24 protein-coding genes are annotated in these 22,576 nt (G+C 63.8%); 12 read left to right on the top strand and 12 right to left on the bottom strand.

Going from position 1 to position 22,576, the window contains the following annotated elements; all coding sequences use genetic code 11:
- Positions 1-724, top strand: a 724-nt coding sequence (gene xdhC, locus LB577_RS18865; protein WP_224687839.1) for a xanthine dehydrogenase accessory protein XdhC, incomplete at its 5' end; no start/stop codon positions are given.
- Positions 725-736: 12 nt separating this feature from the next.
- Here the strand turns inward: xdhC and LB577_RS18860 are convergent.
- The 3 genes from LB577_RS18860 to LB577_RS18850 all read right to left on the bottom strand — a co-directional run bounded on the left by LB577_RS18860 (position 737) and on the right by LB577_RS18850 (position 3,982).
- A complete protein-coding gene (locus LB577_RS18860) occupies positions 737-1,984 on the bottom strand; it encodes an LLM class flavin-dependent oxidoreductase (RefSeq protein ID WP_224687838.1) in 1,248 nt (415 codons plus the stop codon).
- Positions 1,981-2,943, bottom strand: a complete 963-nt coding sequence (locus LB577_RS18855) for an LLM class flavin-dependent oxidoreductase (protein ID WP_224687837.1) — start codon at positions 2,941-2,943, stop codon at positions 1,981-1,983. The genes LB577_RS18860 and LB577_RS18855 overlap by 4 nt, the downstream gene beginning before the upstream one ends.
- 118 nt (positions 2,944-3,061) lie before the next feature.
- Positions 3,062-3,982, bottom strand: coding sequence for a LysR family transcriptional regulator (locus LB577_RS18850; RefSeq protein ID WP_023775922.1), 921 nt, complete (start codon positions 3,980-3,982; stop codon positions 3,062-3,064).
- Positions 3,983-4,218: 236 nt separating this feature from the next.
- Between LB577_RS18850 and LB577_RS18845 the strand changes: the two genes are divergently transcribed.
- The 4 genes from LB577_RS18845 to LB577_RS18830 all read left to right on the top strand — a co-directional run bounded on the left by LB577_RS18845 (position 4,219) and on the right by LB577_RS18830 (position 8,660).
- A complete protein-coding gene (locus tag LB577_RS18845) occupies positions 4,219-5,436 on the top strand; it encodes a urate hydroxylase PuuD (RefSeq protein ID WP_224687836.1) in 1,218 nt (405 codons plus the stop codon).
- Positions 5,437-5,438: 2 nt separating this feature from the next.
- The gene (guaD, locus tag LB577_RS18840) at positions 5,439-6,755 is read left to right on the top strand and encodes a guanine deaminase (protein ID WP_224687835.1); all 1,317 of its coding nucleotides are present in this window, start codon (positions 5,439-5,441) and stop codon (positions 6,753-6,755) included.
- 139 nt (positions 6,756-6,894) lie between these two features.
- Entirely contained in the window at positions 6,895-7,398 is a 504-nt protein-coding gene (locus tag LB577_RS18835) for a heme-degrading domain-containing protein (protein ID WP_023775919.1), read from the top strand.
- Positions 7,395-8,660 (top strand): glycerate kinase, encoded by a 1,266-nt coding sequence (locus tag LB577_RS18830; RefSeq protein ID WP_224687834.1) that lies wholly within the window; start codon positions 7,395-7,397, stop codon positions 8,658-8,660. The genes LB577_RS18835 and LB577_RS18830 overlap by 4 nt, the downstream gene beginning before the upstream one ends.
- 9 nt (positions 8,661-8,669) lie before the next feature.
- Here the strand turns inward: LB577_RS18830 and LB577_RS18825 are convergent, their stop codons facing one another.
- Genes LB577_RS18825 through LB577_RS18815 form a run of 3 tightly spaced genes read right to left on the bottom strand, consistent with a single transcriptional unit; the run spans position 8,670 to position 12,202 of the window.
- A complete protein-coding gene (locus LB577_RS18825; RefSeq protein ID WP_224687833.1) occupies positions 8,670-9,350 on the bottom strand; it encodes a UdgX family uracil-DNA binding protein in 681 nt (226 codons plus the stop codon).
- A 57-nt stretch (positions 9,351-9,407) separates the two neighbouring features.
- Positions 9,408-10,808, bottom strand: a complete 1,401-nt coding sequence (locus LB577_RS18820; protein ID WP_224687832.1) for a glutamine synthetase family protein — start codon at positions 10,806-10,808, stop codon at positions 9,408-9,410.
- Positions 10,809-10,819: 11 nt separating this feature from the next.
- Entirely contained in the window at positions 10,820-12,202 is a 1,383-nt protein-coding gene (locus tag LB577_RS18815) for an aspartate aminotransferase family protein (RefSeq protein WP_224687831.1), read from the bottom strand.
- Between the two features lie 158 nt (positions 12,203-12,360).
- Here LB577_RS18815 and LB577_RS18810 point away from each other — a divergent pair, with 158 nt between their 5' ends.
- On the top strand, positions 12,361-12,813 hold the full coding sequence (locus LB577_RS18810) for a hypothetical protein (protein WP_224687830.1): 453 nt from the start codon (positions 12,361-12,363) through the stop codon (positions 12,811-12,813).
- 15 nt (positions 12,814-12,828) lie between these two features.
- Here LB577_RS18810 and LB577_RS18805 read toward each other — a convergent pair whose 3' ends face one another.
- The 4 genes from LB577_RS18805 to LB577_RS18790 are packed head-to-tail and all read right to left on the bottom strand — an operon-like array spanning position 12,829 to position 15,793.
- A complete protein-coding gene (locus LB577_RS18805) occupies positions 12,829-13,803 on the bottom strand; it encodes a WD40 repeat domain-containing protein (protein ID WP_224687829.1) in 975 nt (324 codons plus the stop codon).
- A 60-nt stretch (positions 13,804-13,863) separates the two neighbouring features.
- A complete protein-coding gene (locus tag LB577_RS18800) occupies positions 13,864-14,391 on the bottom strand; it encodes a GNAT family N-acetyltransferase (RefSeq protein WP_224687828.1) in 528 nt (175 codons plus the stop codon).
- Positions 14,388-14,666, bottom strand: coding sequence for a DUF1778 domain-containing protein (locus tag LB577_RS18795; RefSeq protein WP_023765563.1), 279 nt, complete (start codon positions 14,664-14,666; stop codon positions 14,388-14,390). Before LB577_RS18795 ends, LB577_RS18800 begins: the two co-directional genes overlap by 4 nt.
- 59 nt (positions 14,667-14,725) lie before the next feature.
- Complete coding sequence (locus LB577_RS18790) at positions 14,726-15,793, bottom strand: CobW family GTP-binding protein (protein WP_224687827.1); 1,068 nt, start codon at positions 15,791-15,793, stop codon at positions 14,726-14,728.
- 416 nt (positions 15,794-16,209) lie between these two features.
- Here LB577_RS18790 and LB577_RS18785 point away from each other — a divergent pair, with 416 nt between their 5' ends.
- Positions 16,210-16,680 carry a MarR family winged helix-turn-helix transcriptional regulator gene (locus tag LB577_RS18785; protein ID WP_013891578.1) on the top strand — a complete coding sequence of 157 codons (471 nt, stop codon included), beginning with the start codon at positions 16,210-16,212 and terminating at the stop codon, positions 16,678-16,680.
- Between the two features lie 16 nt (positions 16,681-16,696).
- On the opposite strand, the gene LB577_RS18780 is transcribed toward LB577_RS18785, so the two are convergent.
- Positions 16,697-17,572, bottom strand: a complete 876-nt coding sequence (locus tag LB577_RS18780; RefSeq protein ID WP_224687826.1) for an AraC family transcriptional regulator — start codon at positions 17,570-17,572, stop codon at positions 16,697-16,699.
- 47 nt (positions 17,573-17,619) lie between these two features.
- On the opposite strand from LB577_RS18780, the gene LB577_RS18775 reads away from it, so the two are divergent.
- The 5 genes from LB577_RS18775 to LB577_RS18755 all read left to right on the top strand — a co-directional run bounded on the left by LB577_RS18775 (position 17,620) and on the right by LB577_RS18755 (position 21,680).
- Entirely contained in the window at positions 17,620-18,027 is a 408-nt protein-coding gene (locus LB577_RS18775) for a DUF2000 family protein (RefSeq protein WP_224687825.1), read from the top strand.
- A gap of 197 nt (positions 18,028-18,224) precedes the next feature.
- On the top strand, positions 18,225-19,109 hold the full coding sequence (locus LB577_RS18770) for a DMT family transporter (protein WP_224687824.1): 885 nt from the start codon (positions 18,225-18,227) through the stop codon (positions 19,107-19,109).
- Between the two features lie 78 nt (positions 19,110-19,187).
- Positions 19,188-20,210 carry a LacI family DNA-binding transcriptional regulator gene (locus LB577_RS18765; protein WP_224687846.1) on the top strand — a complete coding sequence of 341 codons (1,023 nt, stop codon included), beginning with the start codon at positions 19,188-19,190 and terminating at the stop codon, positions 20,208-20,210.
- A complete protein-coding gene (locus tag LB577_RS18760) occupies positions 20,207-21,190 on the top strand; it encodes a 2-hydroxyacid dehydrogenase (RefSeq protein WP_224687823.1) in 984 nt (327 codons plus the stop codon). The genes LB577_RS18765 and LB577_RS18760 overlap by 4 nt, the downstream gene beginning before the upstream one ends.
- Positions 21,191-21,275: 85 nt before the next feature.
- Positions 21,276-21,680 (top strand): hypothetical protein, encoded by a 405-nt coding sequence (locus LB577_RS18755; RefSeq protein WP_224687822.1) that lies wholly within the window; start codon positions 21,276-21,278, stop codon positions 21,678-21,680.
- Here the strand turns inward: LB577_RS18755 and LB577_RS18750 are convergent, their stop codons facing one another.
- Positions 21,681-22,454, bottom strand: coding sequence for a gamma-glutamyl-gamma-aminobutyrate hydrolase family protein (locus LB577_RS18750; protein WP_411969298.1), 774 nt, complete (start codon positions 22,452-22,454; stop codon positions 21,681-21,683).
- Between the last annotated feature and the right edge of the window lie 122 nt (positions 22,455-22,576).

Raw genomic sequence — 22,576 nt, 5'->3', positions numbered from 1 at the left:
CCGGACGACTGCGTCGTCCGACCCTCCCCACAAGGGGGAGGGTGAAGAAGCCCGCATCGAGGCCGACGAAGTCCGCGCTACCCTCGACGTCCCGCTGGGGCCCGAAATCGGCCAATGCTGCGGCGGGCGCGTTGAGGTTCTGATCCGGCTGGTCGATGCCGCGCTTGCCGCCGATCTGATTGCGGCCGCGCAAGCCGAAGAGGCGCACTTGCCGCATGTCTATATCTTCGGCGGCGGCCATGTCGGCCAGGCGCTGGCGTCGACGATAGCGCTTCTTCCCGTCCACGGCGTCATCATCGAAACGCGGGCCGAAGCGCTGGAATGCATGCCCGAAACCGTCGAGACGCGGCTGACGCCGATGCCGGAGGCCGAGGTGCGCAACGCACCCGCCGGCACGGCTTTCGCCATCCTCACCCATGACCATGCACTGGACTTCCTGATCGTCGCCGAAGCGCTGAGGCGCGGTGACACCGCCTATGTCGGCATGATCGGCTCGAAGACCAAGAAAGCGACCTTCAGGAACTGGTTCCTGAAATCGGCTGATGGCACGGAAGCGGAGTTTGCTCGCCTCGTCTCGCCGATCGGCGGTGATGCCGTCAAGGACAAGCGGCCGCAAGTTATTGCGGCGCTGGCGGCGGCTGAGATCATGACGGCGCTGGTTGCTCACGCCGCCGCGTCAAATGCCGACAATCCCGTGCCGCATGGCAAGGTAATGGTCAGCTGAGCTTTGCCGCGCCTAGGCTGGCCGCTTCAAGCCCAGATGGTCGCGCAGCGTTCGGCCTTCATAATCCCTGCGAAACAGCCCACGCCGCTGCAGCTCCGGCACCACGAGTTCGCAAAAGGCATCGAGTTCGCCGGGGAAATAAGACGGCATGACGTTGAAGCCGTCGGCCGCACCGCCTTCGAACCGTGCCTGCAATTCGTCGGCGACCTTAGCCGCCGTGCCGACGATGCGCCAATGGCCGCGCGCGCCGGCGAAATGCCGGGCAAGCTGGCGGATGGAGAGGCCGTCGCGGCGCGATTGTTCGACGACCAGCGCCTGCCGGCTCTTCATCCCTTCGCTTTCCGGCAATTCGGGCAGCGGTCCGTCGATCGGATAGCGCCGCAGATCGGAGATGCTGAGATAGCTGGACAGCAGCGCCACGCCGACGTCGTCGGGGATCAGCGCCTGCAATTCCTCGAATTTTTCCTGGGCCTCGGCTTCCGTTTCCGCCACCACGGGCGCAACGCCGGGCATGATCTTGATGTCGTCCGCGTCGCGTCCATAGGTTGCCATGCGCCCCTTGAGGTCGTCGTAGAAGGCCTTCGCCTCCTCGAAGGTCTGCGCTGCCGTGAACACCACGTCGGCTGTGCGGGCGGCCAGATCGCGGCCGACATCCGAGGCGCCGGCCTGGACCATGACCGGCGCGCCCTGCGGCGAACGCGGCAGATCGAGCGGGTCGCGAACCGAAAAGCTCTGACCGTCATGGCCGGGAACCTTGCCGTGCCAAAGGCGAGTGACCACCTCGGCGAATTCGCGCGCCCGCTCATAGCGGTCGGCATGCGGCTTGAGGCCGGTCGAGCCGAAATTGGCAGCCTCGATCGGGCTGGCCGATGTCACCAGGTTCCAGCCGGCCCGGCCGCCGCTCAAATGGTCGAGCGACAGGAAGGTCCGCGCCAGCCCGTAGGGCTCGTTGTAGCTCGTCGAGGCGGTGGAGACGAGGCCGATACGGCTGGTCTGCACGGCGAGCGCCGAAAGCAGGCTGATCGGCTCGAAGCCGATCGAGCGCGACGTCTGGCTGGCAATGCCGACATTGGCCTCGCGCAGGCCGGCGGCGTCTTCGCAGAAGATCATGTCGAACTTCGCCGCTTCCGCCGTGCGCGCCAGCTGGATGTAGTGATCGATGTCGATGCCGGCGGTCACATGCGCCTTGGGGTGGCGCCAGGCGGCGATGTGGTGGCCCGTCGCCCACAGGAAGGCGCCGAGCTTGATCTGCGGGGTCATTGGTCACCTCCGCCGGCAAGGCTAAGATGCGAGCGCAACGTCGTGCCCCGATAACCGTCCCGCAAAAGGCCGCGCCGCCGCAGCTCCGGCAACACGCGGCCGACGAAATCGTCCAGTGCCGGGGGCGGCATCGTGATGTTGAACCCATCGCAGTCTTGCGAGCGGAACGATGTATCGAGACGATCGACATCGGTATCGACGCCGACATTCAGCAGCACCTTGACCGAGCCGGGTTCGCGTCCGCAGACGGCCACGCGCCGCTTCAGATCGTCATGGCGCGCTTTCGCGCCTTCGTCCGGCTCGTCGTCCAGCAGGACGACATCGGCGGTGCGAGCTGCAATATCGAAATCGGGTTCCAACAGACCCGACAGCACCAGCACCGGCTGATCCTGCGGCGAGCGCGCGACGTTGAGCGGGCCGCGCACGGAGAAAAATTGGCCCTTGTGGTCGAGCAGGTGCATCTTTGCCGGGTCATGGAAGCGGCCGCCGCCCTTGTCGAACAGCAGCGCATCCGCGTCCCAGCCCTGCCACAAGCCTTGTACGATCCCGATATATTCCTCGGTGCGGCGGCGGAAATCATCGCTGGAATATCCATCCGGCCGGCTGAAATTGGCCGCCTCGCGTGGCGCCTGCGCCATCGTCGCGTGCCAGCCGGCGCGGCCATGGCTGATGCTGTCGAGCGAGGCGAAACGGCGCGCCAGATTGTAGGGCTGGTGGGCGACGGTCGAGGCCGCGGCGACGAGGCCAATCCTGGTTGTCACGGTCGCCAATGCGGCCAGCAAGGTGGTCGCTTCGAAAGGGCTGCTGGACGCGGGGGCATCTGGCGCGGAGTCTTCAAGGATAATCATGTCCAGCCCGGCCGCTTCCGCCTGCCGGACAAAGCCGGCCACATCCCTGAAAGTGAGCGCGCTGGTCTGGCCGGCCATGGAAGAAATGTTGAGCGAAACGGTAAGATGCATTGTGATTTGCTCGTCGCGCAGCCATCGACCATCAGGCGGTGCATGCGAACCTAAGTTCGCCTTCGCGCAAGGCAACCCCTTCGACTGGGCCAGGAGCCGTTCACTTTCCAGCCAGTCCCTATTTGCCCGCCAGTATATCGTTGATCAGCCGCTGGCAGCGCTCGGCCATGAAGTCGAGCAGCAGGCGCACCTTGGGGTCCTGCAGCTTCTTGTGTGGATAGACGGCGGCGAACTGCACCGGCGTCGGTGGGGTGCTGTTCAGGATCACCTTGAGCCGCCGGTCGCGGATGAAGGGTTCGACCTCGAAGCGCGGCTTGTTGATGATGCCGCGCCCGGACAGCGCCCAGCCGGTCAGCACATCGCCGTCATCCGTGTCGTAGGGGCCATGCACTTCGAATTTCTGCGGCCCGGTGGGTGTCTGCAGTGTCCACACATATTCGCGCGCACCGGAATAGCGCAGCATCAGGCAATCGTGCTTGCGGCCGATCAGTTCCTGCGGCTCCACCGGTTCGCCGCGCGCCTCCAGATATTTCGGCGCCGCCACCAGCACGCGTTCGCATTCCATGATGCCGCGCATCCTGAGGCTGGAATCCTCGATGATGCCGAGCCGGAAAGCGACGTCGATGCCTTCCTTCATGATATCGACATTGTGGTCCGAGAGCCTCAGCCGCACCTCGATGTCAGGGTATTTGTCGTGGAAATCGGGGATGCCCGAGGCCACCAGCCGGCGGCCGAGGCCGAGCGGTGCGGTTACGCGGATGGTGCCGCGCGGCTGGCCGGACAGCGCCGAGACGGCGGCCTCCGCTTCGGTGATCGCTTCCAGCACCTGCTTGGCGCCCGCATAAAAAACCGTGCCGTGCTCGGTCGGCATCAATTGCCGCGTGGTGCGGTTGAACAGCCGCACACCAAGATGCTTCTCCAACTCCTTGATGCGGTTGGAGGCGACCGCCGGCGAAATGCGCATGTCGCGGCCTGCCGCCGACAGATTGCCGAGTTCGACGACGCGGACGAAAACGGCGATGTTGTCGAGATAGGCCATGCGGAGCACCTTCGCCGGTTTGCAGCGATTAGCCTAGCGCATGACCCCGAAAAATCGGAATCGATTTTCGGAAAGGATCATGCGCCAGATCAAAGCGCTACAGCGTCCTTTGCGCGTCCAAGAGGACGCGCGGCGCTGTAGTATTTTCCATTTTTTTTTGAAAGTCATCGTACACCTCGCCTCTTTTCGTTTGCGCGCGACACCGTAAAGTCGCGTGATCGGCAGGGACGACATCAATGATGGATTTCGCGATTTTCTGGGACTGGCTGAGCTTCGCCGTGCGCTGGCTGCATGTCATCACCGGCATCGCCTGGATCGGCTCGTCTTTCTATTTCGTCGCGCTCGATCTCGGCTTGCGCCAGCGTCCCGGCATGCCTGTCGGCGCCTTCGGCGAGGAATGGCAGGTGCACGGCGGCGGCTTCTACCACATCCAGAAATATCTGGTGGCGCCGACCGAGATGCCCGAACACCTGACCTGGTTCAAATGGGAATCCTACGCCACCTGGCTGTCAGGCTTCGCCATGCTGTGCGTGGTCTATTATGCCGGAGCCGATCTGTTCCTGATCGATCCCAACGTGCTGCCGATGTCGGTACCCGTGGGCATCTTGCTGTCCATGGCGACAATCGGCGTCGGCTGGGTGGTTTATGATCTCCTGTGCCGCTCGCCGCTGGGCAAAAGCGATACCGGCCTGATGCTGGTGCTCTACTGCGTGCTGGTGTTAATCGCCTGGGGGCTGACCCATTTGTTCACCGGCCGCGCCGCCTTCCTGCATCTGGGCGCCATCACCGCCACGATCATGTCGGCCAATGTCTTCATCATCATCATCCCCAACCAGAAGATCGTCGTTGCCGACCTCATCGCCGGCCGCAAGCCCGATCCGAAATACGGCAAGATCGCCAAGCAGCGCTCGCTTCACAACAACTATCTGACGTTGCCGGTGCTGTTCCTGATGCTGTCGAACCATTATCCGCTGGCGTTCGGGACCGAGTTCAACTGGGTCATCGCCTCGCTGGTGTTCATCATCGGCGTGCTGATCCGGCACTATTTCAACAGCGTCCATGCGCGCAAGGGCAACCCGCATTGGACCTGGCTGGGCGCCCTTGTCCTGTTCATCATCATCATCTGGCTGTCGACCGTGCCGAGGGTGCTGACCGGCGAACCCAAGCCATCCGCATCGGCGGAACTCTATATCGCCTCCGCGCATTTCCCGGCCGTGCGCGACACCGTGCTCGGCCGCTGCTCGATGTGCCATGCGGCGGAGCCGGTCTATGAGGGCATCTATCATGCACCCAAGGGCGTGATGCTCGACACCGACGCAGGTATCGCCGAGCATGCCCGCGAGATTTATCTGCAGGCCGGACGCAGCCACGCCATGCCGCCTGCCAATGTCTCGCAGATATCAGACAAGGAGCGGGCGCTGCTGGTGGCCTGGTTCGAAGGCGCAGGGAAATAGGCATGACCTCGATACTTCTGCGCGGCCGCACGCTGTCCTTCGAGCGCTGGCCGCAAACCATCGACGACCATTCGGCCTGGCGCTACGAGGAAGATGGCGGCCTGCTGATCGGCGATGGCAGGATCGTCGCCGCCGGTGCCTATGCCGACGTCGAAAAGCAGGCTGGCGAGGCGGTGAAAAAAATCGACCACCGGCCGCATCTGTTGCTGCCCGGCTTCATCGATGCGCATGCGCATTTTCCGCAGATGCAGGTCATTGCTTCCTATGGCGCCGAACTGCTCGACTGGCTGAACACCTACACCTTCCCGGAGGAGAAAAAATTCGCCAACGCGCAGCATGGACGCCGCATAGCGCGGCTGTTCCTCGACGAGATGGTGCGTCACGGCACCACGACGGTGGTCGCCTACTGCTCGGTGCACAAGGCCTCGGCGGAGGCCTTCTTCGCCGAATCGCACGATCGCAACATGCTTAACATCGCCGGCAAGGTGATGATGGACCGCAATGCGCCCGAAGGTGTGCTCGACACGCCGCAATCCGGCTATGACGACACCAAGGCGCTGATAAAGGAATGGCACGGCAAGGGGCGCCAGCTTTACGCCATCACCCCGCGCTTCGCCATCACCTCGTCGCCGGAGCAGATGGAGATGGCAGGAGCGCTCTGCCGCGAGCACCCCGACCTGCACATGCAGACGCATCTGTCGGAAAACCACGCCGAGATCGCCTTCACGCAACAGCTTTACCCTTGGTCGCGCGACTACACCGACGTCTACGAGCATTACGGGCTGCTTGGGAAAAAGAGCCTGTTCGGCCACTGCATCCATCTGTCGGAGCGCGAGGCGGACGCGCTGTCGAATAGCGGCTCGGTTGCGGTATTCTGTCCGACCTCCAACCTCTTCCTTGGCTCCGGCTTGTTCGACTATCAGCGCTACCGCAACCGTCACAAAGCGCTGCGCATCGCCGCCGCCACCGATGTCGGCGGCGGCACCAACTATTCGATGCTGCGCACCGTGGATGAGGGCTACAAGGTGATCGCGTTGAATGGCGAGAAGCTGAACCCGTTCCAGTCTTTCTGGCAGATCACGCGCGGCAATGCCGAGGCGCTGTCGGCGGTGGAAAGGATCGGCACGCTGGACGAAGGCACCGATGCGGACATCGTCGTTCTGGATGCGAGCGCCACGCCGGCGATGCGGCTCAGGATGGAAACGGTCGAGACCCTGGCCCAGGAACTGTTTCTCCTGCAGACGCTGGGCGATGACCGCGCCGTGCGCGAGGTCTATGTCGCCGGGCGGGCAGCGAAGACAGACATGATCGCGGTTTAAGACCGACCGCCGAGGGGAGAGGACCGCAACTCGGTGGAGTGGGGGTCGACGCTGGCGGGGCAAGACGACCGCTGCGACGGAGCTTGACCGGGCGGAGCTTGTCGTACAAACGACGTGTGACGATTTTCGGAGGAAGAAAATGGCCGCCGCGGACGACATCGCTCTGATCAAGAGACAGGAAGAGGTTCTTGTTTTTCCGGCCTTCGACGAGGCTGTCGCTTTCAAGATCGGTTCGGCCATCCGTGACCGCGCGCTTGCCGAGAACATGCCTGTTATCGTCGACATCAGGACTTTCGACCGGCCGCTGTTCTATGCGGCGATGCCGGGCTCGAACGCCTCCAACCCGGACTGGGCGCGGCGCAAGATCAACGTCGTCAGGCGGTATCTCAGGAGCACCTATCGGCTGGTGCTGGAGCAGCAACGCCCGGACCGCACCTTCAAGGTCGGCGAAGGCCTCGACATCTCGGACTATGTGTTGGCCGGCGGCGGTTTTCCGGTCACGGTCAAGGGCTCCGGCGTCATTGGCGTGATCGCCGTGTCCGGCCTGCCGGAGCGCGAGGATCACGGCGTGGTCGTCGATGCGCTTTGCGCCCACCTGGGCATCGACCGCCAAGAGCTTGCCTTGCCGCCGGAAGCCAAATGACAGAGCTCGACCCCAGGGCCTTCCTCATCTCGATCTTCGACGCCGCCGTGGCCGCTGCCGATCCGGAGCGCACCATCAGGGATCATCTGCCGGCCAGACCCAAAGGCCGCACCATCGTCATTGGCGCGGGAAAAGGCTCGGCGCAGATGGCGGCGGCATTCGAGAAGGTCTGGGACGCGCCGATCGAAGGTCTGGTCGTCACCCGCTACGGCTATGGTGCCAGATGCGAGCGGATCGAGATCATCGAGGCGGCGCATCCGGTGCCGGACGCCGCTGGCCTGGAAGCCTCGCGGCGATTGCTGGAGAAGGTCAGAGGGCTGACCGCGGACGACATGGTCGTGGCGCTGATTTCCGGCGGCGGCTCGGCGCTGCTGCCGTCGCCGGCCGCCGGCCTGACGCTCGCCGACGAGATTGCCGTCAACGAGGCGCTGCTTGCTTCCGGCGCACCGATCGCGGCGATGAACACCATCCGCAAGCACCTTTCCACCATCAAGGGTGGCCGGCTGGCGGCCGCCGCATGGCCGGCCAAGGTGGTGTCGCTGGTTGTCTCCGACATTCCCGGCGACAATCCTGCACTTGTCGCCTCCGGGCCAACCGTGCCGGACGTTGGCAGCCGTGAAGATGCGCTGGCATCGATATCGGCCTATGGCATGAAGCTGCCGGCTGCGGTGATGGCGCACATCAATTCGCCGGCTGCCGATGCGCCAAATCCCGATGACCAGCGCTTTTCGCGCAATGAGGTGCATCTGATCGCCTCGGCCGGCGTCTCTCTGGAAGCGGCGGCGGCGGAAGCCAGTCGACAGGGCATCGAGGCGGTCATCCTCTCCGACGCCATCGAGGGCGAAGCGCGTGAGGTCGGCGGCGTGCATGCAGCGATTGCGCGTGAGGTCGCGACGCGCAACCGCCCATTCCAAAAGCCGGTGCTGATCCTGTCCGGTGGCGAAACAACCGTGACTTTGCGCGCCAAGGGCAAGGGTGGCCGCAACTCGGAATTCCTGCTCGCCTTCGCCATCGGTACCAATGGCGTTGAGGGTATCCACGCCTTGGCCGCCGACACGGACGGCATCGACGGGTCGGAAGACAATGCCGGGGCCTTCGCCGATGGTTCGACCGTCTCGCGCATGCGGGCGGCGGGTGTGGATGCCAAGGCCATGCTGGCGGGCAACAACGCCTGGACGGCTTTCAATGCCGTCGGCGACCTTTTCGTGCCCGGCCCGACGGGCACGAATGTCAATGATCTCCGGGCGATCCTTATACGTTAGGGCAACAACTCAAGCAGCCATCAACCGCTTCACCTGCTTCATATCCCGCAGGAAGCGCTCGCGTTCGGCCGCCTTGTCCGCAGGCTCGCGGATGCGCAGGATGAAGGAAGGGTGGATGGTGATGAACACACGCAGGCCGTCCTCGCGCTCGATCACCTGGCCGCGCATCTTCGTCACCGGGATCGCCTTGCCCAGCAGCGACAATGCCGCAGTGGCGCCGAGCGCCACGGCGAGGTTCGGCTTGATGAGATCGAACTCCTGGTCGAGCCACCAACGGCAAGCCTGAACCTCGCCGGCATTCGGTTTGGAGTGGATGCGACGCTTGCCGCGTGGCTCGAATTTGAAGTGCTTGACCGCGTTGGTGACATAGACTTTTTGGCGGTCAACGTCCGCGTCATCGAGGATAGCATCGAACACCCTGCCCGCCGGGCCGACGAAGGGTTTGCCGGCGAGATCCTCCTGATCACCCGGCTGTTCGCCGACGAAAATCACCTTGGCGTTGTCAGGACCCTCACCGAAGACGGTCTGGGTCGCATTGCGCCACAGCGGACAGCGACGGCAACCTTCCGCCGTCCCACGCAGTTCCGGGATCGAGTTGGCATCAGTCTCGTCCGATATCAGTTCGGCGCGTGGCCCGGAAATACGTCGGGCTGGCATCTTCGCATCGCGCGGAAGGCCTGTGGTCGCCATCATCCTGCCTCGTCCATTCCAATATTGAAATGGCCGAAGCGGGCGATAGTTCCCTGCTCAGACCTCGTGCAGGTAGAGATGATAATCCAGCTCGCTCACCGTGCGCGCGACACGCAAATATTCGGACTGCTTGATCGCCACGAAGGTGCGGTGCAAATCCTCGCCGAGCGCACCCTTCAGGAAGCTGGATGTCCTCGCGGCCTCGATGGCGGCGCGCCAGTCGGCCGGCATCGTCGTGCGGGTGACGGCAGCCTCATAGCCATTGCCCGTCGTTTCGGGGCCGGGATCAAGCCCCTCGTCGAGGCCCTTGATGATACCGGCGAGCACTGTCGCGGCAATCAGGTAGGGGTTGGCGTCGACACCGGACGGCCGGTGCTCGATGCGCCGGTTCTTGGCGTCGCCCGCCGGCACGCGCAACGCCACGGAACGGTTGTTGACGCCCCAGGTCGGTGCCACCGGGGCGTAGGATTGCGAGACGAAACGCCGCCAGGAATTGGCGTGCGGCGCAAACACCAGCATCGATTCCGCCATCGTCTGGATCAGGCCGCCGAGACCGCGCAGCAGCGGCAGCGACCAGCTTTCGCCGCCGGCTTCCGAAAATACGTTTCGGCCCGTCTTGTCCTGCAGCGACACGTGGAAATGCATGCCCGAACCGGCATATTTCTCGATCGGCTTGGCCATGAAACAGGCGGTGACGCCGTGACGGCGCGCCTGTGCCCGCACCAGCCGCTTTAGCATGACGAGGTCGTCGGCTGCCCGCATCACGTCCTTGCGGTAGTTCAGCGTCAATTCGTACTGGCCCGGCGCATATTCGGAAATCACCGTCTCGGCCGGAATTCCCTGCACCTTGGCGGCCGCATAGATGTCGGAGAACAGCGGCTCCATGCCGTGCAGATGGTCGACGGAATAGACTTCCGTCTTGCCCGAGACCCGGCCGTCAAGCACCGCGCGCGCCGGCTGCACCTTGCCGTCGGCATCGCGTTCGTTGGCCAGCAGGAAAAATTCGAGTTCGAAGGCACCGGCCGGATAGAGCCCCTTGGCCGCCAGTATGTCGACTTGCCGGGCCAGTGCCAGCCGTGGGTCCGAAGACATGGGCTGGCCTTCGAGATGGTACATCGCCATCAACACCTGGCCGCGCGGCGGGTTGGTGCCATGGAGCGGCACAAGCGTGCCGGGGATCGGCCATGCCCGGAGATCGCCGTCACCGGTCGTCCAGATCAGTCCGGTTTCGTGCACATCCTCGCCGGTGATGTCGAGGCCGAGGATCGAGATCGGCATGTGGCGGCCGCCCTCGAAGATGCTTTTCAGCTCGTGCCGGCGCACGATCTTGCCGCGGCCGACGCCATTGGCGTCGGTCAGCACGATATCGAAGGCTTCGATCTCGGGATGGGCGTCGAGAAAGGCTTGCGCCTCGGTGGGCGAGGAGCCCGAAGGTGAGGTCACGATGGCATTGTCCATGGCCGCTTGTCTCATGCCGCAAGCTTTGCCGCAACCGCGCCGAAGGCGGCGATCAGCCGGTTGACCTGGGCGCCTGAGGTCGCCGGCGAGATCAGCATCATGTTGTGGAAGGGCGCGATCAACACGCCGCGATTGACCAGCGCGACATGGATGGCGGCTTCCAGCTCCGGCGCATGCGCGCCTTCCGCCTCGGCGCCATTGCGCAGCGGGCCGGGCGCGCAGATGAACTCGACGCGGGCGCCGACACGGGCGACATGCCAGGGCAGGTTGTAGCGGTCGATCACGCCGGTCAGGCCGGCATCGAGCCGCCGCGCCAGATGGTCCATGCGGGCGTAATTGTCCTCGGTCATCACCTCTTCGAGCGTCGCGCGCATGGTGGCGAACTGCAGCGGATTGGCCGAGAGCGTCGTGCCCATGCCGGAATAGCCGGGCTCCTTGGTCCTGTTGTAGTCGGCATAGCGCGAGGCGACCTCGTCACTCATGCCCCACACGCTCGCCGGCACACCGCCGGCGATCGGCTTGCCCAGCACGAACAAGTCCGGATCGAGTCCATATTTCCTTGTGTAGCCGCCCGGACCGGTCGAGATCGTATGCGTCTCGTCGATCAGAAGCAGCGTGCCAGTCGCGCGGGTGAGACGCCGCAACGCATCGTGGAAGCCGGGATCGGCCAGAACCATGCAGGAATTGGTCAGCACCGGTTCCGCGATGACGCAGGCGACATCCTTGTCCTTGAGCGCTGCCTCGAGCGCTGGAATGTCGTTGAACTCGATGACCTTGGCCGTACGGGTCAGGTCGCGGAACTCGCCGGCCAGTCCCGGCCGGTTGACGGGCTTTCCGTCGATCAGCCGCACCATCGTCTCGTCCACCGAGCCGTGATAGCAGCCGTTGAAGACCAGGATCTTTTCCCGGCCGGTGACGGCGCGGGCGACGCGCAGCGCAAAGCGGTTGGCGTCGGTCGCCGTCGTCGCGATCTGCCAGAACGGCAGACCGAAACGCTGCTGCAGCAGCGGCCCGATGGCGAGCGCATCTTCCGAAGGCAGCATATAGGTCAGCCCGCGCCCGGCCTGGCGGCGAATGGCGCGCGCCACCGCTGGCGGCGAATGGCCGAACATCGAGCCGGTATCGCCAAGGCAGAAATCGTCGAGCCTGTTACCGTCGATATCGGTGATCGTGGCGCCCCTGGCGCTGTCGACCAGGATCGGAAACGGCGTTGGCCAGTCGTTCATCCAATGCATCGGCACGCCGCCGAAGAAGCCGGGCAGGCCGTTGCCGACCTTCGCTTGCGATTTCGGCCGTGCCTTGCGGAAAACTTCTCCTTCGGTCTCGCGCAGATTGGCGATGCGGTCGCGGCTGATGCCGCCGATGGCCGTCTTTGACATGTGGCTGCTGTGCATTGAAACCCCTCTGATCGTTCCTCTTAGCCAATCCGTGTCGGCCTCGGCAATTGGCCGCGCGCCCGTCCTGTATTGGCGCAGCGTTCGGCAGCGGCGCTTGACCGTGCCGCTGAAGTCAGCGCCAATATGAGTGTGGGAATTGAGGTGGGGAGGCAAAAATGCGGACGATCATCTGTGTAGCAATGTTTCTGTCGTCGGCCGGCGCGGCCCTCGCCTCGGGCGGCATCTGGTGCAACGTCGACGATACGGCTGTCACATTCGACGTCGGCGCTGGCGTCACCAGAGGCATGGGCGGCCCAACCTTCAACTTTCGCGGCGATCTCGAAATCAAGGCGCGGCCGGCCGGCGACGGATTGCGCAAGACGGTGTTCGAGGATTCCAACCTGACCCAGTACTGGCTGGACGACAAGGAGCTGCGGCTGAACATCTACCGCGAGTACGAGGTGGCAAGCACCTTCAATTCAGTCGAACTGACGATCCTGACCAAAACCAGCGACGAAGGCGTCTATGACGGGCAGTACACGCTTGCCGTCTATGACAATGCCGCCGACACGGACAAGGACGGCAAGCCGACGGAGTTGACGGGCAAGGTGTCGTGCGGCGCCGAGTGATCCGCTATTTTGAAACTACGCCGTGATGTCGATGACGCCGCAGTCGCCGGCGGCACTGCCGAAGGCGATGCGGCGTTCTTCCTTGTCCCACATCATCGAGGTGATCGCGCCCTTGCCCGGCCGCCGCAACAGCACTTCCTTGGCATCCGAGAAGCGCACCGCCATCACCATGCCGTCATCATAACCGACGGCGACGACATCCTGGCTCGGGTGGCAGGCGACTGCCGTCACCATGGCGTTGCCGCGCGTGCCGAGCTCCAGCGGCGCCTTGCCCATCGGGCCGTCCTTGCCTGAAAACGGCCAGACGATCGCCGCCGGCGCGCCGGAACTCGCCAGCCATTTGCCTTTGACGCTCCATGACAGGCTTTTGACCTTGCCGGGATAGCCGGTCATGCGCATGTGCTTGCCGTCCGCCAGCTTCCAGCCGTGCAAGGCGTTTTCCTGCATTGTGGTGACGAGGAAGGCGCCGTCGGGCGAAAAGGTGACGCCGGTGTGGGCGCCAGCCCATTCGAGTTCCACCGGCTTGCCCTCGGCGGCCGGGAAATGCAGCGTCGCGCCATTGTAGCGGGCAACACCGAAGCGCATGCCCTTGGGCGAAAACGCCAGTCCCTCGACCGAGCGCGGATGGACGAATTCCCGGGTCTTGCCGTCGGCGAAACGAACGGAGGCGGTTTTCCCCGTCGCATAGGCAATGGCCCCCTGCGGTCCCGCGGCAACGCTGGTGATCCACTTCTTGCCGGCTGTCGCCAATTCCTGTGCCTCGCCACCTGCCTTCACGGCAAACACCTTGCCGTCCTCACCACCGGTGATCAGCCGGTCATTGGCTGGGTCGTGGAAGGCCGCGAGCAGCCCGTCATTGGCCCGCAGCGTCTTGTGGCCATTGTCGAGCCGGTGGACGGCGCCATCGGCCAGCGCGAAATGCGGCACGTCGCCGAGGAAGACGGCGGCAAGGCAGTGGCCTTCGAGATCAAGCGGGGCGACGGTGGGCATGGCTATCTTTGTTCAATTGGACGGATTGCAACGCGGCTTACTCGACGCAAGAGGCCATTGTCAAAGCAGTCCCTTGGTGCGCAGATCGGTTGCGAATGTCGCCAGGGGCATCGCCAGGGTCAAATCCGATCCTTGAAGGCGCTCGACACCGTAGCTGGCGTACCATTTCGCAGCGCGCTCACTCTTGGCATCGATAATGAGCAGGATGCCCCCGCCCTCGCCGGCAAGCCGCAGGCAACGCAACGCCGCGGCTGCAAGCAATTGTCCTCCGAGCCCATTCCCTGCGGCGGTAAGGTCGGTTGCGAGGCGGGCGAGCTTGAAGCCGGAAACCTCGTGCCGCGCCAAGCCCTTCGTCATGGCTGCCGGCACGTTTTCGTGAGCGACGGCAGAGGGTGCGATTGTGTAGAATCCTAGAATTCGTTCTGGCGCCGCGTCATCAACAGCACAGAAGGTCTTCGCGGCATTCTGCTCGTGACTTTGCCGTGCGAAACGCCGCAGAAAATCATTCATGTGCGTATCGCCGCAATCGAAGGAATTCCGATTGTGCCGTTTCGCAATCGCCTCTTCGTGCCAGGACGGAAGCGTCACAGCGTATCTGGCAAGGCTGCAATCGCTGCTCGCAACTTGGCGTTGGGTTTGGGCGGGTGCTCCAAAAGGTCGAGTATGCGTGTGAAATCGCGGTCTGATACTTTCGTGACCTCGGCCGCTTCGATCACGGCCTGAGCTTCGGGCACCACCTTGTTGAGGATGAAGTCAGCCACGTCCTGATGCGACAGGGCAGCCGCCCGCGCAATCATCGCCTTTTGCGCCGGCGCAATGCGGATTTGATAACGCTCGGTCTTATTGTCGGCGGGCCGCGGCATGGGTGCCTCCTTGATCTCGCGTACACATATTATGTGTACGCGAGATCAAGGTCAATCCTTTATGCCTGGCAGGCGTCAAAGCTCTTCTTCAGCCGCTCGGCGTCGAGTTCGCGGCCGATGAAGACCAGCCGGCTCTCGTGTTTCTCGCCGTCTTTCCAGGCGCGCTGGTGGTCGCCCTCGATGATCATGTGCACACCCTGGATGACGTAGCGCTCATCGTCGCCCTTGAGCGCGATGATGCCTTTCAACCGCAGGATGTTCGGGCCTTCCATCTGGGTGATCTTCTCGATCCAGGGGAAGAACTTCTTCGGGTCCATTTCGCCACCGCGCAGCGACACCGACTGCACCGTCACGTCATGGATGTCGGAAGGATGCGCATGATGATCGTGCCCCTCATGATCATGCCCGTGATGATCGTGGTGGTGATCGTGGCCATCATGGTCGTGGTGATCGTGGTCATGGTGATCGTCATGCGCCTCGAGGAAGTGCGGATCGTTTTCCAGCGCCTTGGAGAGGTCGAAGGCGCCACGGTCGAGCACCTCGGACAGGGCGACACCGGCGCGCGTCGTGCGATGGATCCTCGCCGCCGGATTGATGGCGCGGATCGTCGCCTCGACCTTGGCGAGTTCTTCCGGTGTGACCAGATCGGTCTTGTTGAGCACGACGACGTCGGCGAAGGCGATCTGGTCCTCGGCTTCCTTGGAATCCTTGAGGCGCAACGGCAGATGCTTGGCGTCGACCAGCGCTACCACCGCGTCGAGCTTGGTCTTGGAGCGCACGTCGTCGTCCATGAAGAAGGTCTGCGCCACCGGCACCGGATCGGCGAGGCCGGTGGTCTCGACCACGATGGCGTCGAAGCGGCCGGGGCGGCGCATCAGGCCTTCGACGACGCGGATCAGGTCGCCGCGCACCGTGCAGCAGACGCAGCCATTGTTCATCTCGTAGATTTCCTCGTCGGATTCCACGATCAGGTCGTTGTCGATGCCGATTTCGCCGAATTCATTGACGATGACGGCGTAACGCTTGCCGTGGCTCTCCGACAGGATGCGGTTGAGCAGCGTCGTCTTGCCGGCACCGAGATAGCCGGTGAGAACGGTTACGGGGATCTGCGTCTGTGCGTCGCTCATGGCTTGCCTCGAACTGACTGGGCCAAAATCTGGGGCCGCGAAAGGGATTGTCGGTTCCATATAGGATGTGTGCCGGGCTTTTGCACGGGGCAAACCAATGGGCCAAGGCGGCCCCCCGGGATTGTCCCACGATCCTGGCTGCGAAAAGCTTCGCTGCCTCCGCGACGTGACGACAAACGGGGCGTCCGTCCAGGTCTGCCGACCATCACATCGCGCCCGCTCGGTGGCTGTGAATCCGCAACTGCCGAAACTCGTTTGTCATCTAACTGAAATAAACATCTGGCATTAGCCACGGCGGACACCGCAATGCTTGCCGGCAAAGCTGTTTGAAGCGCCGGAATCTTTTCGATCGTCGATTGCCAACCGGCCGGCTGCGTCTATGCTGCACGCACCGGTACGGCCGAAGAGGGATGACCATGGCCAAGGCGGACAAGACTGCAACGATGAGCCGGCTGCATTCCGCGGCAAGGCTGGCAAGGACCGCACTGGCGGCTCGGCTTCTGGCGCACGGCTTCTATGCCGGCCAGGACCAGATCATGCTGGCGCTCGACCGCGAGGACGGCCAGACGCCGGGCAATCTTGCCGGTCGCCTCGGCGTGCGCCCGCCCACCATCACCAAGACCATCAACAGGCTGCAGGCGCAGGGTTTCCTGGAAAAGCGCGCCTCCGAGGCCGATGCCCGCCAGGCGCACATCTTCTTGACCGACACCGGCCGCGAAACCATCCGCGCCATCGAAAAGTCGGTGAAGAAGACCGAGAAGCAGGCGCTGAAAGGCCTCGACAAGAAGGACCAGAAGGCGCTGTTCAAGCTGCTTGCCCGCATCGAGGCCAACCTCTCCAACGAGGAGCTGGTGTTGATGGACGACGACGCCGAGTCGGACGACTGATCGTCCGGTACGACGATCAGGCCGCCGCCATCGCGGCCGGTCCACGGATCAGCGAAGACCAGCGTCCCGGCGTCATGCCGAACGCCTTCTTGAATTGCCTGTTGAAATGGCTCTGGTCGCTGAAGCCGGCCTCGACGGCAATCTGCGCCAATGGTTCGCCGGCCATGATCATCCGCCGCGCGTGCTGAAGCCGGCGCATCACCAGGAAACGATGCGGGCTGGTTGAGAAGGCGGCGCGGAAATGCCGTGACAAGGCATAGCGGTCGAGCCCGGTGATCGCCTCCAATTCGCTCGAACCCACCGGACGGTTCAGGTTTTCCGTGAGATAGTCACGCGCGGCCGCGGCCGCTTGCCACGCCGTCCTGGCTATCGGCTTGCCCGGCTGCCCGGCATGCCGCGAGAGCCTCTGCATCAGCTGCGCCAGGAAGTCGTCGACGAACAATTCGTCGAGTTCCTGCTCCAGCGGCCCCAGTGCCGAAAGCAGCGTTGCGCAAAAGGCATCGTCCGTCACCACGGCGTCCCTGACGAAGGGCAACGATGCGCCGCCAAGGCAGTCGAGCATCAGCGACGGTTCGAGATAGAGCATCCTGTAGCGCAACCCGTCCTCGGTGCCGGCGCCGCCGTCATGCAATTCGTCGGGATGCAGCACGATGATCTGGCCGGGCAGGCTTACCCGCGTCGCACCACGATAGCGAAAGGTCTGCACGCCCTGCAGCGTCAGCCCGATCGCATAGGTGTCATGGCGGTGCAGGTCAAAGGCGCTGCCGTGGAACCGCGCCTCGATCCGCTCCATGCCCGCAGGGTCGGGAGCGGAAATGATGCAGTTTTGCGCCGCATCGGCGCACAAACGTCCAAGACCCTCGAAGGCCTGGCTGCCTAGATCGTGCGACATCGTCTCCTTCAGCCTCGAATGGGGACAGTTCGAATGGGTAATGTCTCATGTTCGATACGAAATTTGCAATCGTGCTCAGGGAGGACCTGCCGGTCTGGCAGAAACTCAACGTCACGGCCTTCCTGACCAGCGGCGTCGTCGCCCAGTTCCCTGGCATCATTGGCGAACCCTACCGCGACCGGTCAGGCAATCTTTACAATCCGCTGTCGATCCAGCCGGTCATCGTGCTGTCGGCGGATCAGGCGACGCTCGCCGCGATCCACCGGCGCACGCTCGAGCGTGGCGTGACGACCTCGCTCTATGTCGAGGAGATGTTTTCGACCGGCTTCGACGCCGCCAATCGCGCCGTCTTCGCCGAGTTTGCGCCCGAAGACGCCAAGGTGGTCGGCATCGCGCTGCGCGCCGAGAAGAAGGTGGTCGACAAGGTCACCAAGGGCGCCCGCATGCACGCCTAGCGACATAGGCATGGACTAAGCCTGGCGGCACCTGTTGTTAGGCCAGCACGCTCAGGCGCGGCAGCGGGCGACAATTGGCTTGCCGGCAAGCGGCAATTCCCGCAAAGAAGGGCTTCAGCCCAGCTTTTCCCGGCCTGCAAGTGAATGCTCCCCAAAGACACTTAGAAAGCGCGACGCCGCCGGTGGCGATCCTGTGCATGCTTTCCACCTATGTCTTCTTCACCTTCCTCGACACCTCAAGCAAATATCTCGTCCTGGCCGGGGTCTCGGTGCTGATCGTCGCCTGGGTACGCTTTGCCGTGCATGTCGTATTGGTCGGCGCTCTCCTGCGCGGCTGGCGCCAGCCGGTGCGGTTTCGCCCGGTTAACCTGCCGGCGCATGTGCTGCGCGGACTGTTCCTGTTCGGCTCCACCATTTTCAACGTCCTGGCGCTGCGGTCCCTGCAATTGGCCGAGACGACATCGATCTATTTCTTTGGACCGATGGTGATCACCGCACTTGCCGGCCCGCTGCTCGGCGAATGGGCCGGCTGGCGGCGTTGGCTGGCTATCGTGGCTGCCTTCACCGGTGTTCTGATCATCACCAGGCCGGGTGTCGGCGTTTTCGGCATCGGGCATCTCTTCGCGCTCGGCTCGATGCTGTCGAACTGCTTCTACGTCATCATGACCCGCCGCATGTCGGCGACCGAAACCTCGGAAAGCCTCATCTTGTTTTCGGCGCTCGCGCCGACGGTGCTGCTGTTGCCCCTGCTGCCGTTCTCGTTCTCGCTGCCGCATGATGGCTGGCACTGGTTCATTCTGCTCATGCTTGGCGTGTTCGGCGGCGTCGGCCACTGGCTGCTGGTCCAGGCCTACCGGCTGGCGACGACAACGGCGCTCGCTCCCTATCCCTATTCGCAGATGGTGTGGATGATCATTTCCGGCTGGATCGTGTTCAAGCAGTTCCCCGACCGCTGGACGCTGCTCGGCGCGGCCATCATCGTCGCCAGCGGCCTCTACATCGTGCACCGCGAACACCGGCTTCGGCTGCAGAGCCGCGCTGCCTCCGATGTCGAGGCGGAAGCGCTGGCAAAAAAACTTTGATTTGCCTTCGATCGGTGGCATAACGCCGCCTTTAAACAGTTTAGGTCAGAATTCAGGTCGTTCGGGGAGCGCAAGGCGCTGGCACAAAAAATCAAGCTTTCGACGATCGCGGATGCGCTCGGCGTGTCCACGGCCACGGTTTCGCTGGCGCTGCGCGACAGCCCATTGGTCGCCGGCTCGACACGCGATCGCATCAAGGAACATGCCCGCGCCATCGGCTATATCTACAACCGCCGCGCCGCCAGCCTGCGCACCTCGCGCTCGGGCATTGTCGGCGTCGTCGTGCACGACATCATGAACCCGTTCTTCGCCGAGATCCTGCGCTCGATCGAAAGCGAGCTCGACCGCAGCCGGCAGACCTTCATCCTGTCCAACCACTACGACCAGCTCGAGAAACAGCGCACCTTCATCGACACGCTGCTGCAGCTCGGCGCCGATGGCGTCATCATGTCACCGGCCATCGGCACCCCGGCTTCCGACATCCTGATGGCCGAGGAGAACGGCCTGCCGGCGGTGCTGATCGCGCGCACTGTCGAGGGCGCCGACGTGCCGGTGTTTCGCGGCGACGATGCCTATGGAACGGGGCTCGCCACCAATCACCTGATCTCGCTCGGCCATAAGCGCATCGCCATGATCGGCGGCACCGACCAGACCTCGACCGGACGCGACCGCTATCAGGGCTATGTCAACGCCATGGAAGCGGCAGGACTGGAAGTCAGGCCGTCCTGGCGCATTGCCGGCCCGCGCACCAAGCAGGCCGGCTTCGAGGCCGCCGGGCAGTTCCTGGCACTGAAGGACAAGCCGACCGCGGCCTGCTGCTGGAACGACCTTGTCGCCATCGGATTGATGAACGGTATCGCGCGTGCCGGCCTGGTGCCCGGCGTCGACATCTCCGTCACCGGCTATGACGATCTCGAAGAGGCGGCGATCGCCACGCCGGCGCTGACCACCGTCTGGAACGGGCAGCGCGAGGTTGGCCGCCGCGCCGCCAGCGCACTGCTCGACAAGCTCAACGGGCAGACGGTGCGGCCCTCGCAGGAATTGATCAAGCCGGAACTGCATGTGCGCCAGTCGACCGGCAAACCGGTGGAGCGTGCATGACGAAGGCCGAAGAGTTGCAAGCCGTCGCCATTCTGGTCCCGGCGGGTTTCAGCGACCACGCGGTTGGGCGCATCGAGCGGACCTTCAGGCGCATCGCCATCGAGCGCGCCGATCCGGCGCTGGTCACCGACGAGATGCGCAGCACGGTGCGGGGCATTGCTTCGTTTGCCGGCATCAACGCGGCGATGATGGATGCGCTGCCCAATCTCGAACTGATCGCCTCCTTCGGCGTCGGTTATGATTCGGTCGATGTTGGCCATGCGGCGGCGAACAACATCATGGTCACCAACACGCCCGACGTCTTGACCGAGGAGGTCGCCGACACCGCGATCGGGCTGCTTATCAACACCATCCGCGACCTGCCGCGCGCCGAAACCTGGCTGCGCGACGGCAGCTGGGCGAAGAAGGGCGACTATCCGCTGAGCCGGCTGACCTTGCGTGCACGCCGCGTCGGCATTTTCGGCATGGGCCGCATCGGACGAGCCATCGCCCGGCGGCTGGAAGCGTTCGGCCTACCGGTCGCCTACCACAACCGGCGTCGCGTCGAAGGTCTTGCCTACCAGTATCACCCGACGCTCAAGGGCCTCGCCGAAGCGGTCGACACGCTGATTTCGGTGGCGCCCGGCGGCGCTTCGACACAGAAGGCGGTCAACGCCGAGATCCTGTCGGCGCTCGGCGCCAACGGCGTCTTCGTCAACATCGGCCGCGGCAGTACGATCGATGAGGCCGCCCTTGCGGCAGCCCTGGCCAACGGCACCATCGCGGCCGCCGGCCTCGATGTCTTCGCCGCCGAGCCGAATGTTCCGAAGGCGTTGCTCGATGCACCGAACACCTCCTTGTTGCCGCATGTCGGGTCGGCCTCGCAGCACACGCGCCGCGCCATGGCGGATCTGTGCGTCGACAATCTTGTGTCCTGGTTCGGCGAGCGCCGCCCGCTGACGCCGGTGCCGGAGACTGCGAATGTGAGGGCTCGCGGCTGAGTGGCAGTTTGCCACAATTATTAACGTCGGCTTAACCCTTGGAAATCATTGTTTATCCTGTCCGTCTACAGGGATGAACACCAGGATGAAGACGCTCTCCGCATTGATCGCCGCCGCTGCGCTTTTTGGCGGTATCCAGCTGTTTCATGGCGGCACTGGGGAAAGCGCGGCCAACGAGCCCGCCCCGTCCAGCACCTACAGGCTTGTCGCCAATGGCGACGAGGCGGCTTGCGCGGTCAGCCGCGGCGCCGAAATTTCCGACGGCTTGTCGCTGGTTACCGTCGCGCCGACCTGCCGCCGGCTCCTGCCAGGTATCGAGCAAGCAAAATTCTGGCGTGAACAAACCGACGGCTCGGTCGCCTTCAGCGCCAACGGCATCGATCCGATCGTCACTTTCAGCATTGCCGACGGCAACGGTTACGAATCCTATGCCCCAGCCACGCCCTTGCTGTCGCTGGCTGCAACCGGTGATTTGAAGTCGGAAGACTGATTATTCCGCAGCGGCCCGCGCACCGGCTTTCGCAGCCGCATGCAGGCGTACCGCATCGCCGAAGGCGCGGAAAATCTTGACCGAGTTGCTGTCCGACTTGACCCAGTATTCCGGATGCCACTGGACCCCGACGGCAAAGGCGCGGGCCCCCTTGACCGAAACCGCTTCGACCGTGCCGTCAGTGGCGACAGCCTCGACCTCGAGTTTCGACCCCAGCCGGTCGATCGCCTGGCGGTGCAACGAATTGACCTTCATGTCGCCGGCACCGAACACGCCGGCCAGGCAGCTGCCTGGCTTGATCGAAATGGTTTGGTGGATGGCGAAGCGTTCGTCCTGCTTGTCGCTCACGGGCGCGCGGTGGTCGAGCGAACCTTCGCGCTCCTGGATCTCGGTGCCGAGTGTGCCGCCGAGCGCGACGTTCAACTCCTGGATGCCGCGGCAGATGGCAAGCAGCGGCACGCCGCGCTCGATCGCCTTGCGGATCAGCGGCAGCGTGGTGGCGTCACGCGCCAGATCATAAGGGCCGTTGGCCTCGCTGGCGTCGCCGCCGTAAAGCGAGGGATGTACGTTGGACTTCGAGCCGGTGACCATGACGCCGTCGACTGAGGACAGGAGTTCGTCGAAGTCGAGCCTGTCGCCGAATGACGGCACCAGCAGCGGGAACACGCCAGCGCCGGTGATCGCGGCTTCCAGGTACTGCTGTGGGGCGGCATGCCAGGTGTAGTTGTCGAACTGACGGACGTCGGTCGATATGGCGACGAGCGGCTGGTGCATTTTGGCTCTGTTTTCCATCTGGGCAAGGATGTCCTGCCTCCAAAATAGGCGATCTCCCGAAATTTTTCCATGCCAAGTTTCAGCATCTCGCATGGGCCACGAAACCGCCTGTTAGACTATAG

This window comes from Mesorhizobium sp. B283B1A (assembly GCF_020165735.1).
In the GTDB taxonomy this organism is placed as follows: domain Bacteria; phylum Pseudomonadota; class Alphaproteobacteria; order Rhizobiales; family Rhizobiaceae; genus Mesorhizobium; species Mesorhizobium opportunistum.
The sequence above is the reverse complement of the archived record's forward strand: the minus strand, read 5'-3'. Positions and strand labels throughout refer to the sequence as shown.

Bases quoted from the DNA above. Each gene is read 5' to 3' on its own strand.
- LB577_RS18860 (WP_224687838.1), bottom strand. From the start codon at position 1,984: ATGACCCCGCAGATCAAGCTCGGCGCCTTCCTGTGGGCGACGGGCCAC.
- LB577_RS18855 (WP_224687837.1), bottom strand. From the start codon at position 2,943: ATGCATCTTACCGTTTCGCTCAACATTTCTTCCATGGCCGGCCAGACC.
- LB577_RS18850 (WP_023775922.1), bottom strand. From the start codon at position 3,982: ATGGCCTATCTCGACAACATCGCCGTTTTCGTCCGCGTCGTCGAACTC.
- LB577_RS18845 (WP_224687836.1), top strand. From the start codon at position 4,219: ATGATGGATTTCGCGATTTTCTGGGACTGGCTGAGCTTCGCCGTGCGC.
- guaD (WP_224687835.1), top strand. From the start codon at position 5,439: ATGACCTCGATACTTCTGCGCGGCCGCACGCTGTCCTTCGAGCGCTGG.
- LB577_RS18835 (WP_023775919.1), top strand. From the start codon at position 6,895: ATGGCCGCCGCGGACGACATCGCTCTGATCAAGAGACAGGAAGAGGTT.
- LB577_RS18830 (WP_224687834.1), top strand. From the start codon at position 7,395: ATGACAGAGCTCGACCCCAGGGCCTTCCTCATCTCGATCTTCGACGCC.
- LB577_RS18825 (WP_224687833.1), bottom strand. From the start codon at position 9,350: ATGGCGACCACAGGCCTTCCGCGCGATGCGAAGATGCCAGCCCGACGT.
- LB577_RS18820 (WP_224687832.1), bottom strand. From the start codon at position 10,808: ATGGACAATGCCATCGTGACCTCACCTTCGGGCTCCTCGCCCACCGAG.
- LB577_RS18815 (WP_224687831.1), bottom strand. From the start codon at position 12,202: ATGCACAGCAGCCACATGTCAAAGACGGCCATCGGCGGCATCAGCCGC.
- LB577_RS18810 (WP_224687830.1), top strand. From the start codon at position 12,361: ATGCGGACGATCATCTGTGTAGCAATGTTTCTGTCGTCGGCCGGCGCG.
- LB577_RS18805 (WP_224687829.1), bottom strand. From the start codon at position 13,803: ATGCCCACCGTCGCCCCGCTTGATCTCGAAGGCCACTGCCTTGCCGCC.
- LB577_RS18795 (WP_023765563.1), bottom strand. From the start codon at position 14,666: ATGCCGCGGCCCGCCGACAATAAGACCGAGCGTTATCAAATCCGCATT.
- LB577_RS18790 (WP_224687827.1), bottom strand. From the start codon at position 15,793: ATGAGCGACGCACAGACGCAGATCCCCGTAACCGTTCTCACCGGCTAT.
- LB577_RS18785 (WP_013891578.1), top strand. From the start codon at position 16,210: ATGGCCAAGGCGGACAAGACTGCAACGATGAGCCGGCTGCATTCCGCG.
- LB577_RS18780 (WP_224687826.1), bottom strand. From the start codon at position 17,572: ATGTCGCACGATCTAGGCAGCCAGGCCTTCGAGGGTCTTGGACGTTTG.
- LB577_RS18775 (WP_224687825.1), top strand. From the start codon at position 17,620: ATGTTCGATACGAAATTTGCAATCGTGCTCAGGGAGGACCTGCCGGTC.
- LB577_RS18770 (WP_224687824.1), top strand. From the start codon at position 18,225: ATGCTTTCCACCTATGTCTTCTTCACCTTCCTCGACACCTCAAGCAAA.
- LB577_RS18760 (WP_224687823.1), top strand. From the start codon at position 20,207: ATGACGAAGGCCGAAGAGTTGCAAGCCGTCGCCATTCTGGTCCCGGCG.
- LB577_RS18755 (WP_224687822.1), top strand. From the start codon at position 21,276: ATGAAGACGCTCTCCGCATTGATCGCCGCCGCTGCGCTTTTTGGCGGT.
- LB577_RS18750 (WP_411969298.1), bottom strand. From the start codon at position 22,454: ATGCACCAGCCGCTCGTCGCCATATCGACCGACGTCCGTCAGTTCGAC.